A 14,037-nucleotide genomic window follows, 5' to 3' on the forward strand; every position below is an offset into this window, starting at 1 on the left:
TCAGTCCTCCCGAACGGCGGGCAGCCGGAGGATCATCGCCGTGCCGCCTTCCGGGTGACGGGCGGCTTCGAGCGTGCCGCCGTGCTCCTCGACGATGCGATAGCTGATCGAAAGGCCGAGGCCGGTGCCCTTGCCGACGGGCTTCGTCGTGAAGAACGGGTCGAAGATGCGCGTCGCAATCTCCGGATCGATGCCGGGGCCGGTATCGCGGACGGTGAGGATCACATCGCCGTCGCGGGTGCCGGTGATTTCGAGCCGGCGCAGCGGCCGGCCCTCCATGGCGTCTACGGCATTCTGCACCAAGTTCATCAGCACCTGATGGATATTGCCGGGATGGCCCGTCGCCACGAGCCCTGCGGGCACGTCGACCACGACCTCGATGTCCGGCGCCTGGGCCTTCGCCACCCAATCGATGGCGGACCGCACCAGGGGTGCGAGATCGAAGACCTCGTGGGCGTCGCGGCGGTCGGCCGAGAACGAGCGCAGATCGGCGACGATGTCGCGGACCCGCTCCGCGCCCTCGAGCATGCCGTCGAGCGTGCCGTCGATGTCGGCGAGGGTGCGGTCGATCTTGAGCTCCTGCCGGAGCCGCGCGAGCGCCGCCTCGTCGCGCCCCTCCGATACCGCCTCGACATAGGCGGTCAGGCGCTTCGCATAACGGCGCAGGGCGTGCGCATTGCCGTAGACAAAGGAGATCGGGTTGTTGAGCTCGTGGGCGACGCCGGCGACGAGCCGGCCGAGCGAGGCCATTTTCTCGGACTGGACGAGTTGCTGCTGCGCCTGCTTCAGCCGCTCGTGGGCCGCTTCGAGGTCGCGATAGGCCTGGCGGAGCTCGCCGATCGGCCGGCAGACGAGAACGAGGCCGACGGCGCGGCCACGGGAATCGAAGCGCACCGCGCCGTTCGCGGAGACGGGGAAGGGGCCCTCCGCGCTGCGGAACACGAGCTCGCGGTCGCCGATCCGCGAGCGGCGTTCGATTGTCACGCAGAGATCGGCGAAATGGGTCGGCGACTCCGGGGCCAGCAGATCTTCGAGGCGCGCGGCGGCGAGTTCGCCGGTCGCCCGCCCGAAGGCGCGCTCGGCGGCGCGGTTGACCTGCTCGATCCGGCCCGTGAGATCGCAGGCGATCAGGATGTCCGTCATCGAGGCCATCAGGCCCGCGATGAAGGTCTGCGCCTCCTCGAGCTCGGCATTCTTGCGTTCGAGCGCGACCTGCTGGGCGACCAGCTCGGCATAGGTCTCGTCCATCTTCTGGATGACGGCGATCCAGGCCTCGTCGGCCCGCTCCGCCGCCTGCGACAAAGCCCCGGCCTGACGGAGATCGGCGTCCGCGTGGTTGCGCATGCTCCGCGCCCAATGCTCGATCCGAACAGCACACCTCGGCCTCGGAGTCCGCTGACCCTAGATCGCTCGCGCCGGCTCGGCAATGAGGGGCGGCTATCGCCTCATTCGACGCCGCTCCGGCGACAACGGGTGAAAAAGGCCGGCGAGCGTGTCAAACAGGACGTCTCGGATCTTTATGGGACCGTCCGCCGTGCCGGAAACCAGCCACGCAGGAAGCCCGACCTGGGTCGCAGCGGCGGTCTCGGACGACGCGTTCACCCTCGAACAGGCGAGCCTCGCCCGATTCTGGACCTTCGTCGGGTATCGCTCCGATATTCCGAACCATGGCGATTGGTTCACCACAACGCTCGGGTCCGCTTCGATTTTCATCCAGCGCGAGAAGGAGCGCATCGTCGCGTTCGAGAACCGCTGCGCCCACCGGTTCTATCCGCTCAGGACCTCGCCTCGGGGCAACGGACCGATCGTCTGCGGCTTTCATCATTGGCGCTACGATGCCGACGGACGCGCAATCGGAGTTCCAAAGAGCAACGACATGTTCGGCGCGAAGCCGGCCGACCTCTGCAAGAGCCTCAACGGGCTCGAGGTGGCGACCTGTGGCGACCTGATCTTCGCACGTCGGCCCGCACCCGAGCGCGGTGAGACCCTGGAGGACTTCCTCGGCGACGCCTATGCGCTTGTTGCCGCGCTCAGCATGCCGCGGGCGAAGCCGATCCGCATCGTCCAGGACGTCGCCGCGCACTGGAAATTTCTGCACCACATCAGCCTCGACGACTATCATCTCGTCGCCGTACATCCGAGCACGTTCGGCAAGAAAGGCTATCTGAAGCCCGAAACGGTGCGTTATGTTCGCTTCGGTCGTCACAGCGCCTTCTTCGACAGTGCGGACGATGTCTGCCTGCGCGACGTCTCGGCCGCGTGCGCTCAGGGGCGCTTCCAGCCGGCGACCTATCTGATCGTCAACATCTTCCCGAACTTCCTCATTTCGCTCTACCGAGCCCCCGACGTCTTCGGCTCGACCCATTGGTATGCGAGTGCCATCCGCTACCGGGCCGTCGCCAGGGACCGCACTCTGGTGGAAAGCCGGCTCTATCCGACCACTTTCGAAACCCCGCAGCGCGGCGTAAGCCGCACGCTTCGGCCCGTCATCGACCGCATCATGCCGTCGATCGTCGCCATCGTCGCCCGCCGGATCATGCGCGAGGACAACGCCATCTGCGCGGGACTCCAATCGACGGCCCATCAGATCGACGGCGATCAGATGCTAGGCCGCTTTGAACGGCGGATCGGCTGGTTCGAAGAAGCCTACGCCAGGGCTCTCGAGGGCGGGCCAGGAGCGAGTGACAACCATGACGAAGGTCGCTGAGGGTCGCCGCGGGTGAGGTGGACCGTGAGGTCGATAGTAGTCAGTCCTTGAGGGTTGCCCGGCATTACCGAGAATATTTTCGCGTCGCCGGCATGACAACACGAGTGGGTGCGGCTTCGTGCGCCCCCGGCGCTCGTTCCCAGGTGCGGGCGCTATAAAACCGTCGAGAGCAGCCGGGCGATCTGGCCAGAAAGGCGCATGATAGCCTCGGAAAGATCGCGGCGGCGGGTGGCGAAGCGGGCTGTCGGCGTCGGGATCGACACCGCGTAGATGCCGCCACGCGCGTCGCGGAAGGCTATGCCGATCGCGCTTATACCTTCGGTATGCTCACCGAGGTCGAACGCGAGGCCCGTTTGGCGAACTTTATGGATCTCCGCCAGAAAAGCGTCCAGGTCGCCGGTGCGCCCGTCGTGCGCCCACTCTTCGAGAGCGATTGTTGCCACATCCTCGTCGCTCATCAGCGCGAGACAGGCTTTGCCATTTGCCGTGGTGGTGAGCGGAAAGACCTCGCCGACGGAGGAAACAGCGCGCAGCCTCTGGGTGCCTGGGATCTGATCGATGAAGATCAGGCGTTTCCCGCGCAGAACGGCGAGGTCGAGTGTTTCGCCAGTCTCCGCCGCCAGATTCTGGAGGAAGGGCCGTAGCAGTTCGACGAGATCGATGCGGGCTGCTTCGGCCAAGGACTGCAGTTCGGGGCCTAAGCGAATACCCCCGTCCGGCCCCGCCGATATCAAGAGGCGCTCCTTCTGCAACGCCGAGACAATTCGCTGAACGGTCGAGCGCGGCAACTCCACGCGCTCCGAGATCTGGCTGAGGCTGAGCCCTTCTCTTTGGTCCCGCAGAGCGCGCAAAACGGCGGCAGCACGAGCGATGACTTGAATTCCTCCGGTGCGTTCTGCGCTGGAGTCGATGCCACCCATATTCGTGATCCCTCGGTGCGCCCGAAAATGCCCGTCGCGCACGTCTAACCCAAAGCGGTTAACGCTCCAACGAGGCCTTCCGCTTGTATCGCAATATGGGACATTAAAATCCGTCATGCAATACATGTTGACCGCATCGCGGGCCGGCTGTATTACATTGCGGTAGAGCGGCACGAAAAACCGGCCCGCCCCAAAAATCAATAATGCAAAATGGCGCTCCGCTTCACCGGAGCGGTAGGGAGAAACATATCGTGACAATCAAGGTGCGTGGCATCGAGTTTCAATCGAATCTCGATAACCCGATGGGTCTCAAATTCTATAATCTCTCGCATCGCTTCGGATACCAGTCGCCGAATTGGCCGTACTTTGAAGACGTCAAGATTGAACGTATCCATTATATGGCAAAGTCGGGTGTCCTCTCGCAGAGGATCACCACAAGTATGCACAATACGACCCACATCGACGCTCCGGCGCATGTGGTGCAGGGGACTCCCTTCATCGACGAGGTGCCCTTGCCGCACTTCTTCGGCTCGGGCCTGGTCGTCTCGATACCGAAGAAGAAATGGGAACCGATAACTTATGACGATCTCGAAGCCGCGGCAGGTCGAACGGTGCGTCCCGGCGACGTGGTGATCGTCAATACTGGCTATCATCACATCTACGATGACAGCGAAGACTATTTCCTGCGCGCGCCTGGCTTTGTCCCTTCGGCAGCCGATTGGTTCATCGAGAAGAAGGTCAAGGTCGTTGGTCACGATACGCAGGCCAACGACCATCCGCTGGCGACGGCGATCGGCCCGCATGGCATCGGTCCGATCATCAGGCACGTCGACCTGCAGAAGGAATATTTCGAATGGTCCGGCGGCCGCGATTGGAAGGATGATTTCCCGGAATGGGAGCCCGTCCACCGCAAGTTGTTCAAGGCCGGGATTCTCGGCATTGAAAATGTGGGCGGCGATCTCGATGCCGTCACCGGCAAGCGGGTGACGTTCGCCTTCTTCCCGTGGAACTGGGACCGTGGCGACGGCTGCATCATCCGCTTAGTGGCGATCGTCGACCCCTCGCAGAACTACCGGATCGAGAGGGGCGAGGCCTTCTGATGTTCGTCAAGCGCTTTGCCGAGGCAAAGCCCTATGACGCGCCCAATCATCGACAGACGGTTGGGCTTCGCCTTCAGGGCTTCGAACCTGGCGGACCGAAAAATCAGTGGGTCGGCCTTTCGCAATTCCTGCCCGGCGGGGGAGCCGGGCCGGATTCCACCCCCTTCGAGAAGGTCTACGTGGTTCTCGAAGGCACGATGACCGTCAGCACTGGCGGTTACGAGGCCGTCCTAGGCCGATACGACAGTTGCACTATCGCCCCAGGCGAGGTGAGGACCCTGGAGAACCGGTCGAACCATACTTGCACCCTGCTGGTCGTGATCCCCTATCCGCCGGGGCACGTCGTCGAGGGACAGCCATGAGCGCCATCTTCAGCAATCCGCTTTCGCTGTTCGACGTGCGCGGCAAAACGGCGATCGTGACCGGCGCGTCGGGTGCCTTCGGGGCGCTTGCCGCCGAGGTGCTGGCGGGAGCCGGCGCGAAGGTCGTCGCGGTTGCCGGGAGCGAGAGGGCTCTGGCGGACACCGTCGCCGCCTGCCGGCGGCTTTCCGACGATGTCGTCAGCCTACAGGCACGCCCCGACAGCGAGCAGGCGTGCACCGAAATCGTCGAGCATGCCGTGGCGGCTTTCGGTGGTGTCGACATCCTCGTCGTCGCCTCCGGTAAGAACGACGTCGCCAAGATCGTCGACATGGAGCCCTCGCGCTTTCTCGACGTGATGGACGCCAACGTCACACAGAGCTGGCTCATGGCTCGCGAGGTCGGTCGGCGCATGTTGAGCCAAGGGCGCGGCGGAAAAATCGTGCTGATGTCGTCGGCGCGGGGCAAGCTCGGGCATCCGGCCGGCTATTCGGCGTATTGCGCCTCCAAGGCGGCCATCGACGGCATCACGCGGGCGCTCGGTTGCGAATGGGGCGGCAGTGGGATCACCGTTAACGCCATAGCGCCCACAGTCTTTCGCTCGCCGCTAACCGCCTGGATGTTCGAAGACACCGACCGTGCCGCGGAGGTCCGCAAGGGTTTCCTGGCCCGCGTTCCCAAGGGGCGCCTGGGCGAACCCGAAGATCTCGCCGGGCCGCTCTTGTTCCTCTGCTCACGCGCGTCGGATTTCTACACTGGGCACATTCTCCACGCTGATGGCGGCTACACCGCCGGATAGTCCCGAAGGGGTCTCCGATGATCGAGCGTATCGGCATTATCGGCGGCGGACTGATGGGGCAGGGCATCGCGGCGGCCTTCGCCCTCGGCGGCAAGGATGTCGTGGTCCACGAGCCGGAGGCAGCTCAGCGCGGCAGCCTTCTGAGGAGGACAGCGGAGACCCTTAAACCTCTCGTCGAGGAGGATGTGGTTACCGCTGACGAGGCCGCCGCCGCCCTTGGACGCATCCGGATCTCGGAAGGCTTGGCAGAAGCTGCCGCGGATCGCCAGTTCATTGTCGAAGCCATTCCCGAAAGGTTGGAGCTTAAGCAGGCTCTGTTTGCGGAACTCGACGCGCTGGCGCCCGCGGAAGCCGTCCTGGCATCGAATACCTCCAGCCTGCCGCTGGAACATCTGATGGACAAGGTGAGCCAAGCTCGCCGCGCCCGCATGATGCTGAGCCATTGGTACAATCCCGCCCTGATCATGCCGATCGTCGAACTGTCGTTCTTCGGGAACATGCCGGGCGAGACCTACGATGCCGTCGCAGAGCTCCATACCGCCATCGGCAAGGAGACGGTGAAGGTGCTCAAGGACGTGCCAGGATTGGTCGCCAACCGTATCCAGCAAGGTGTCGCCCGTGAGGTCTTCTCCCTCATCGAGCAAGGGATTGCTGCCCCGGAGGACGTCGACCGCGCGCTGAAGTTCGGCCCGGCCTTCCGCTATGCGACGACGGGACAGCTCGAGGTCGCGGATTTCGGAGGGCTCGATATCTGGCTCACCGTGGGGGACAACCTGCTGCCGGTCATGGATGCCTCGCGCCGTGCCAACGATCTTCTCCGCCGCAAAGTCGCCGACGGCAAGCTCGGCGTAAAAACCGGGGAAGGCTTCTACTCATACGACCCAGCGACTGTAGAGCGCAGGCACCGCGCCTTTCAGAAACGATTAATCCGGCAGCTCCGGGCCTCGAAAGCCTATCGCTGACCCAAGAGGCGGATCCGCTCATGGCTAAAACGATCATCACCGTGGCGACGACCGGGGCGTTTCCAACGAAGGAGCACAATCCGGCGGTGCCGCTGACGCCGCGCGAAATCGCAGAGGATGTCTACGAATGTTGGCAGGCCGGCGCCGCGATCGCGCATCTTCACATGCGCGACGAGGCCGGTAAGGGCTCCATGTGCAAGGATCGCTTCGCCGAAACCGTGCACCGTATCCGCGAGAAGGGCTGCGACGTCGTCCTCAACTTGACCACGTCGGGCGACTTGAGCGCCAGCGACGAGGCGCGCATGGCGCATTTGCGGGTTCTGCTTCCGGAACTGGCATCCTACGATGCCGGTACGATGAACTGGATGCATTCGACGCTGTTCGTCAATCATCCAGCCTTTCTCGAGCAACTCGGCCTGTTGATGCAGGAGATCTCAGTCCGGCCCGAAATAGAGATCTTCGATCCTGGAATGCTCTACACGGCGCTGCACTACATGCAGAAGGGGATCCTGAAATCTCCCGGATATTTTCAGTTTGTGCTGGGCGCCGCTGGTGGTATCGCCGCAACGGTTGAAAATCTGGTCTTCTTGAAGAGCCTGCTGCCGCAAGGATCAATTTGGTCGGCGTTCGGGATCGGTGCAGGGCATATGCCGATCCTGTTGGCGACGCTCGCGCTCGGCGGAAACATCCGCGTCGGCCTCGAGGATAACGTCTACTACGCCAGAGGCCGGCTTGCCCGAAACAACGCTGAATTCGTCGCACGAGCGGTGCGGTTGGTGAACGAAGCCAACAACGAGCCGGCAACCGCCGCGGAGGCGCGGCAGATCCTTGGACTGCGCACTTATGAACACTAAAACATGACGAGGGCGCCATGGAATTTAGCGAAGCAAACGATCTTCTGAATCCCGGATATCTACCGTTCGAATCCGGTGTGAAGGAGCTCTCCGGCGGCAAGTTGCTCGTAGCAGCTCTAACCCGTATGCCCCGCTGTCGTGCAAAGATGGTGCACTGGTGGTTCGGTTGGCTCGGCGGTACCGACCAATACAAGCTCTGGCATCCGCGGGATCACGTCTATTCCGGATGGGAAAATCGCGAAGACGGCCAATATATCGGTGCCAGTCACATCGTGCAGGAATATCTCGCGGGCGACGACGGTCCGCTGTTCGATCTGCGGATCGATTTTCATCATCCGGCCGATACCTTCGACGCGGAGCGATACGATGCCTCCGGGGCGGTCGCCGTCTGCGCCCGCATCGGTGAACAGGACAAGCCGGTCCACCTCGGCCGCATGGTTCACTTCGTCCGCGATACCGATTTCGGCTGTGAGATGCGCTCGCGCTTCTGGCTCGGCCTTATAGCCGATCGCCAAAGCGGCGAGCTCTTGCCCGAAGACGTCGAGGTCGGGCTCCGACGGGCCCATCTGAACACGGAGTTCGCCCGTCGCCTACACCAGCACGCCACCGAGGAGATGGGTTATCTCGCCGATCTCCTGCCCATTCTCTATCGCCAAGTGACGGGAGACGCGACCTTCTGATCCCGCAAGCCTCGCCGGCTCGCGTGTCAGCCGGCTGCCAAAAAGCTGACGAGCGGCCGCATGGTCGCCGGACTTCAAAAATAACGAACCGAGGGGAACGCTCATGAAGACCCAAAGCATCTTCAGATTTGGATCAACGGCAATCTTGGCAGGGGCCCTGCTTGTGGCATCCCTGTACGGGCCGGCTATGGCCGACGACCAGATTGTCATCGGCGCGTCCTTGCCACTCTCTGGCCCGCTGGCCGGATTCGGCAAATTCCAGCAATGGGGCTACCAAACCGCGGTCGACGAGGTAAACAAGGCCGGCGGCATCGCGATCGATGGCAAGAAGAGGATGGTGAAGCTTGTCGTGCGCGACGACAAGAGCGACCCTAATACGGCGGCGTCCAACACCGAGAGCCTCATTTCCCGCGATCATTCCGTGGCCGTTCTAGGCTCCTGCACGCCGGCTCTCGTGAACGCGGGGGCTCTGGTCGCCGAGCGCGCCAAGGTGCCGATGGTGACAGGATGCGATCCGCTCGGCGCCTTCACCAGCGTCAAGAAATGGAAATATGTCTGGGATCTCTTCTTCGCAGAGCCCGACACGGCCCAAGCGACGATTCAAACCATCCTCAGCTACAACCTGAATACAAACAAGAAGATCGCGATTTTGCACGACAACGGGCCTGATGGACAGGTCGTCGGTGGCGTGATCTGGCCGAAGGCCGCGGCGGACGCGGGCTTCGAAATCGTGCAGCAGGCCTCATTCCCCGTGGACAACACGCAGTTCACCTCCATCGTCGCCGAGGCCAAGGCGAAGGGAGCGGATATCGTCGTCGTCGACGCCATCACGCCGCAGGCGGTGTCGATCCGCAAGCAAATGGGTTCGGCCGGCTACAAGCCCAAGGTTCTGGTCATCGAGAAGGGGGCGGAGCCCCTCCAGTTCGCGCAAGCGCTCGGAGCGCTCTCCGACGGTGTCCTGGTCGGCGGCTATTGGGACCCGTCCTTTCCCTATCCGGGCGCGAAGGATCTGGCCGCCCGCTTCGAAGCCGAAACCAAGCTGACCTCCAGTCAGCACATCGCCGACAGCTACACCGCAGCGCAGGTTCTGCTGGACGCCATCGCGGCGGCGAGCTCGCTCGATCGCCCGAAGATCAACGAGGCCATCGCCAAGACCGACAAGATCTACGTGGTCGGACCGGTGAAGTTCGATGCGGCTCACACGGCGAAGCTGCCCTTGGTCGAGTTGCAGTGGCAGTCGGGCAAGACCGTCGTGGTGTGGCCCAAGGACCACGCGACAGGAACAATTCTCTTTCCGCTCCCTTGATCGCATCTGACGCGCTGTCAGGCTGCATTTTGGGCGATGACGCCAAGCCGCCCGCCGGAATTCGACCGCCGATCGCAGAACGGATGGTGCGCCGGCTTGCGCGCTCGCCATCCGCCGCCGGCGGCGCCGGAGGCGGCTTCGGCCTCACAATTGGGACCACCGAAGGGGAGTGGCCTTGTCTGATCCATTCATCGTCATCAGCACCTTGCTCTCCGGTGTCCTGCTCGGCGGCATGCTGGCGCTGACCGCACTCGGCCTTTCCATCGTGCTCGGCGTGATGCGTCTCGTGAACCTGGCGCACGGCGAACTGCTCGTGGTCGGGGCGTATGCGGGCCTGTTTCTCTTGATGTGGACGGGCATCGACCCGCTGCTGCTGTTGCCGCTGATTGGCCTTGGGGTCGGGGCGGGCGGTTACGTGGTGTACATCGCGCTTCTGCGACCGATCGCGCAGCGCGGGCCCGAAGCGCCGATGATGACCACCTTCGGCCTTTCGATCATCGCTCAAAATCTATTCGTCGCCTTCTTGTCTGCCGACACGAGGTCGATTGACCGCCCCTATGCCAGCGTGCCGCTGGAACTTGGCGCGATCAGCGTTCCGCAGGTCTACATCATTGGCTTTGCCATCGCAGTCGTCGTGATCTTGGCAGTGCACTTCATGATCGCCCATACGAGTTTCGGACGGGACCTGCGGGCAAGCACCGACGATCCGCGGGCTGCTGCAATCATCGGCGTCAACGTGGCCCGGGTGCACGCCCTCACTTTCGCTCTCGGTGCGGCGGCGGCTGGCATCGGCGGCACATTGATGGGGATCGCCTTCTCCTTCACCCCCACGACCGGCGCAACCTATCTGCTGACGGATTTCGCCATCATCGTCCTGGGCGGCCTCGGCAGCGTGGCCGGGACTCTCGTCGGAGGCATCGCCATCGGGCTGATCCAGAGCCTGGGCGGCCTGGTCTTCGGCGACGGATATCGCGACCTCGCAGGCTTTCTGATGTTCTTGGTCGTCCTTGCCCTGCGTCCGAGGGGCTTTCTCAGGGAGCGGGGATGATGTCGCGTTCTGGCCACCACCTCACCCGCGGCCAATCAACATTTTGGAGTCTCACGGTGCTGCTCGCGCTGGAGGCCGTCCTCTTCGTGGTGCAAGGCTCTTTAGGTGACTATTGGGTCGAACTCGGTTTCCATCTGCTGATCGCCGCCGTTCTTGCAGAAAGCTGGAACCTGCTCGCCGGCTATACGGGCCTCGTATCGCTGGGCTCTGCGGCGTTCTTCGGTCTGGGGTCGTACATCGCCTATGGCGTGCTCAATCGCACGGGGCTCGGCATCGGCGCGTCGGTGGTGATCGCCGCAATCGGCGGTGCGACGCTTGCCGTTCTGGTTTCGGGCGCCATCTTCCGCCTTCGGGGTCTCTATTTCACCGTCGGGACGCTGGCAATCGGTGAGTCGCTGCGGCTCTTCATGATCAATGCGCCGTGGTTCAATGGCGCCACCGGCCTCGTTCTCGATCAGGATCCGCCGGACTCCCATGCCCTCTTCACTTATGCGCTTCTGCTCTATGTCATCGTCACCCTGATCATGGCGGTGGGCACCGGCAGCCGATTTGCCATTTTGCTGAAGGCGGTCCGCGATGACGAGGACGCGGCCGGGCAGATGGGAGTCGTGCCCTTCAGGGTCAAGCTCACCGTCTTCGCCGTGGCCAGCGCGCTCATCGCCAGCGCTGGCGCGTTGCAGGGCATTCGCCTCGGCGCCATCGAACCCTATGGCAGCTTCGGCATGTCCTGGAGCGTCGATGCGCTGACCATGGTGATCATCGGCGGCACGGGAAGGCGCTTTGGGGCCCTCGTCGGGGCGGTCTTCGCGGTCACCCTGTCGGAGCTGCTGGCCGATTATCCCGAGCTCCACGTGGCGGCCACCGGCGTCATCATGATCCTGCTCATCCGTTTCGCACCGGGCGGAATCTGCGGCGTGGTTCTCGGCCTGATGGAGCGCCTGTCCAGCTCCCGACGTGCCCACCCCACCGAAGGGGGATTGTCTCGTGGGTGATTTTCTTCGAATCGAAGGGCTGAGCAAGCGCTTCGGCGGCGTCGTCGCCACCGACAACCTCGACCTCTCCATCCCGACGGGACAGATCACAGGCATTATCGGCCCCAACGGGGCCGGCAAGAGCACCCTGATCGGGCTGTTGGGAGGAGTCCTGAAGCCGTCGACCGGCCGCATCCTGATGGCTGGACAAGACATCACCGATCTGCCGGCCCCGGCACGAGCGAAGCTCGGGGTAGGGCGGACCTATCAGATTCCGCGCCCGTTCCTGGACATGACGGTCACCGAGAATCTCGAGGTCGCGCAATTTGCCATCAATCCCTTCCAGTCGGGCCGCAACGCCTCGGAAGAACGGCGCGACATCCTAAATAAGACTGGCCTCGCCGCTGTGGCGCACGTCACCGCTCGCAACCTGCCGCTCCTGCGCCGAAAGCGGCTGGAGGTAGCCCGTGCCCTCGCCCTCCAGCCGAAATTGTTGCTGCTGGATGAGGTCGGGGCAGGGCTGGTCGATCAGGAAATATCCGAACTGATCGATCTCATCCGCTCCCTCGCCGATGGTGAGCGCACGATCATCATCATTGAACACGTCATCCGCGTCGTCCGGGAATGTTGTTCGCATTGCGTCGTGATCAATTTCGGCAGGAAGTTCGCCGAGGGGCCGACGGAGCAGGTGCTCGCCTCGGACGACGTCGCCTCCGTTTATCTCGGCACAGGACACGGCGGGGGCGAGAGGGTTGCGCCGTCCGGAGCTCCCGCTCCGGAGAAGTCCGAGCCTCCGCTCCTTGAACTCAAGGGCGTCCATGCCGGCTACGGTCAGGCCAAGGTGCTCCACGATCTCAATCTCACCGTGCGCAAGGGTGAGGTCGTGGCCATCCTCGGTGCCAACGGCGCCGGCAAGACGACGCTCGCCCATGTGGTCAGCGGAGGCGTCAAACCGACGGCCGGGCACGTCATCGTTGGTGGGCGGAATATGGTGGGACGCCCGCCCCATGAGATCACCGCGGCCGGCATTGCCCACTGCATGGAAGGCCGTCGGATCTTCCCGAGCCTGTCGGTTGAGGAAAATCTGATCCTGGCGGCGCGCGGCGTCCCGGCTCGCGAACAGCAGCAGCGCCTGGAGCGGGTTTACGCACTCTTTGGAGTCCTCAAGGACCGTCGGCAATCCTCGGGCACGTCGATGTCCGGCGGGCAACAGCAGATGCTTGCCATTGGGCGAGCCCTGATGTCGGCGCCCGCGCTTGTGATCTTCGACGAGATCAGTCTGGGGCTCGCTCCGATCATGATGGATCACGTCTACGAAGCCTTGGCGCGTCTCAAGGCGGATGGACTGACCATGCTGATCGTCGAGCAGGACGTCGACCGGGCCTTGGCGTTGGCGCACACGGCCCATGTCCTCGACAAAGGGCGCATCACGCTGTCGGGCACCGCGGAATCGGTCCGCACTGATGCCCGGCTCAAGCACCTCTATTTCGGCACGACATGAGGAGGCGGTTCTGCTCTCCGGCGACGGTCCCGGGCAGTGCATGACGAAGCGCGTCGAGAGTGCCGCTAGCGTCGCCGCACTAGCGCGGCTTCCGACGATGCATGCGGACGGGCTTGGCGCCCGGATTTGTTCCATAAATACAAACTACGCGTCTCGGTTACGTAGGCGGGGCAGATTCCATTCTCAAATGCAACGAAGGCATAAATGGTCAGGATTTCAGGTGGATGGAATGGCCCGCTTCTTTGTGCATCTGAGTTTGGAGGAACGTCGCGTCATCGCGCGGATGCATGGAGAGAAAAGCACGCAAGCCGAGATTGCCCGTACGCTGCGCCGGGACCGCTCGACGATCTGCCGGGAACTCCGACGCAATTTCTGGCACAACCGCGAAGTTCCGTTTGCCGAGAGCTACTGGCATCTGACGGCGCATGATATGGCTGCGGATCGGCGTCGCAGGTACCGCAAGCTGCGGCGTCATCGCCGAGCGTCATCGTCGGCGCTCCGCGTCCACGAACTGATACAAGCGAGCCCGATTGTCACGATTCAGACCGTGTCGGAGAAGCTCGACGTTTCCTTTCCAACCGCCAGTGCGGCGCTAGAAAATCTCGCCAAGGTCGGCGTCGTGCGCGAGACCACGGGACGGCAGCGTGGACGGATCTACGCCTATTCCGACTATCTGCTCCTGCTCGACCGCGGCACGGATCCGTTGCCGGTCTGATGGCTCGACGCGGCTCCGGAGCTCCCGGCGTCCGGTTCTCGGCCCCCCGAGGTGAAGGCTCCACCTGCGGGCGCTTCCGGGCTCACCCTCTCTCGAAAGAGGTTTGCCGCACCG

General features: G+C 63.4%; 14 protein-coding genes. 12 read left to right on the forward strand and 2 right to left on the reverse strand.

Annotation, left to right across the window (positions count from 1 at the left end; all coding sequences use genetic code 11):
- Entirely contained in the window at positions 1-1,344 is a 1,344-nt protein-coding gene (locus F0357_RS25040; RefSeq protein ID WP_153490453.1) for a sensor histidine kinase, read from the reverse strand.
- A 175-nt stretch (positions 1,345-1,519) separates the two neighbouring features.
- Between F0357_RS25040 and F0357_RS22485 the strand changes: the two genes are divergently transcribed.
- Positions 1,520-2,707 (forward strand): aromatic ring-hydroxylating oxygenase subunit alpha, encoded by a 1,188-nt coding sequence (locus tag F0357_RS22485; protein ID WP_153490456.1) that lies wholly within the window; start codon positions 1,520-1,522, stop codon positions 2,705-2,707.
- A 152-nt stretch (positions 2,708-2,859) separates the two neighbouring features.
- On the opposite strand, the gene F0357_RS22490 is transcribed toward F0357_RS22485, so the two are convergent.
- On the reverse strand, positions 2,860-3,627 hold the full coding sequence (locus F0357_RS22490) for an IclR family transcriptional regulator (protein ID WP_153490460.1): 768 nt from the start codon (positions 3,625-3,627) through the stop codon (positions 2,860-2,862).
- A gap of 251 nt (positions 3,628-3,878) precedes the next feature.
- Here F0357_RS22490 and F0357_RS22495 point away from each other — a divergent pair, with 251 nt between their 5' ends.
- From F0357_RS22495 to F0357_RS24265, 11 genes are all read left to right on the forward strand, one after another.
- Positions 3,879-4,727, forward strand: a complete 849-nt coding sequence (locus F0357_RS22495) for a cyclase family protein (RefSeq protein ID WP_312861790.1) — start codon at positions 3,879-3,881, stop codon at positions 4,725-4,727.
- Positions 4,727-5,089 (forward strand): cupin domain-containing protein, encoded by a 363-nt coding sequence (locus tag F0357_RS22500; protein WP_153490463.1) that lies wholly within the window; start codon positions 4,727-4,729, stop codon positions 5,087-5,089. The genes F0357_RS22495 and F0357_RS22500 overlap by 1 nt, the downstream gene beginning before the upstream one ends.
- Positions 5,086-5,886, forward strand: coding sequence for an SDR family NAD(P)-dependent oxidoreductase (locus F0357_RS22505; RefSeq protein ID WP_153490467.1), 801 nt, complete (start codon positions 5,086-5,088; stop codon positions 5,884-5,886). The genes F0357_RS22500 and F0357_RS22505 overlap by 4 nt, the downstream gene beginning before the upstream one ends.
- Before the next feature lie 17 nt (positions 5,887-5,903).
- On the forward strand, positions 5,904-6,848 hold the full coding sequence (locus F0357_RS22510; protein ID WP_153490471.1) for a 3-hydroxyacyl-CoA dehydrogenase family protein: 945 nt from the start codon (positions 5,904-5,906) through the stop codon (positions 6,846-6,848).
- Between the two features lie 20 nt (positions 6,849-6,868).
- Complete coding sequence (locus F0357_RS22515; RefSeq protein ID WP_153490475.1) at positions 6,869-7,702, forward strand: beta-keto acid cleavage family enzyme; 834 nt, start codon at positions 6,869-6,871, stop codon at positions 7,700-7,702.
- A gap of 17 nt (positions 7,703-7,719) precedes the next feature.
- Positions 7,720-8,382 carry a DAPG hydrolase family protein gene (locus tag F0357_RS22520; RefSeq protein ID WP_153490479.1) on the forward strand — a complete coding sequence of 221 codons (663 nt, stop codon included), beginning with the start codon at positions 7,720-7,722 and terminating at the stop codon, positions 8,380-8,382.
- 187 nt (positions 8,383-8,569) lie between these two features.
- Positions 8,570-9,688, forward strand: a complete 1,119-nt coding sequence (locus tag F0357_RS22525) for an amino acid ABC transporter substrate-binding protein (RefSeq protein ID WP_246161857.1) — start codon at positions 8,570-8,572, stop codon at positions 9,686-9,688.
- A 175-nt stretch (positions 9,689-9,863) separates the two neighbouring features.
- Positions 9,864-10,736 carry a branched-chain amino acid ABC transporter permease gene (locus tag F0357_RS22530; protein ID WP_153490487.1) on the forward strand — a complete coding sequence of 291 codons (873 nt, stop codon included), beginning with the start codon at positions 9,864-9,866 and terminating at the stop codon, positions 10,734-10,736.
- Between the two features lie 56 nt (positions 10,737-10,792).
- Entirely contained in the window at positions 10,793-11,728 is a 936-nt protein-coding gene (locus F0357_RS22535) for a branched-chain amino acid ABC transporter permease (RefSeq protein ID WP_208948544.1), read from the forward strand.
- On the forward strand, positions 11,721-13,208 hold the full coding sequence (locus tag F0357_RS22540; RefSeq protein WP_153490499.1) for an ATP-binding cassette domain-containing protein: 1,488 nt from the start codon (positions 11,721-11,723) through the stop codon (positions 13,206-13,208). The genes F0357_RS22535 and F0357_RS22540 overlap by 8 nt, the downstream gene beginning before the upstream one ends.
- Before the next feature lie 229 nt (positions 13,209-13,437).
- Positions 13,438-13,923 carry a helix-turn-helix domain-containing protein gene (locus F0357_RS24265; RefSeq protein ID WP_208948545.1) on the forward strand — a complete coding sequence of 162 codons (486 nt, stop codon included), beginning with the start codon at positions 13,438-13,440 and terminating at the stop codon, positions 13,921-13,923.
- Positions 13,924-14,037: the final 114 nt, after the last annotated feature.

The sequence above is a fragment of the Segnochrobactrum spirostomi genome (genome assembly GCF_009600605.1).
Classification (GTDB): domain Bacteria; phylum Pseudomonadota; class Alphaproteobacteria; order Rhizobiales; family Segnochrobactraceae; genus Segnochrobactrum; species Segnochrobactrum spirostomi.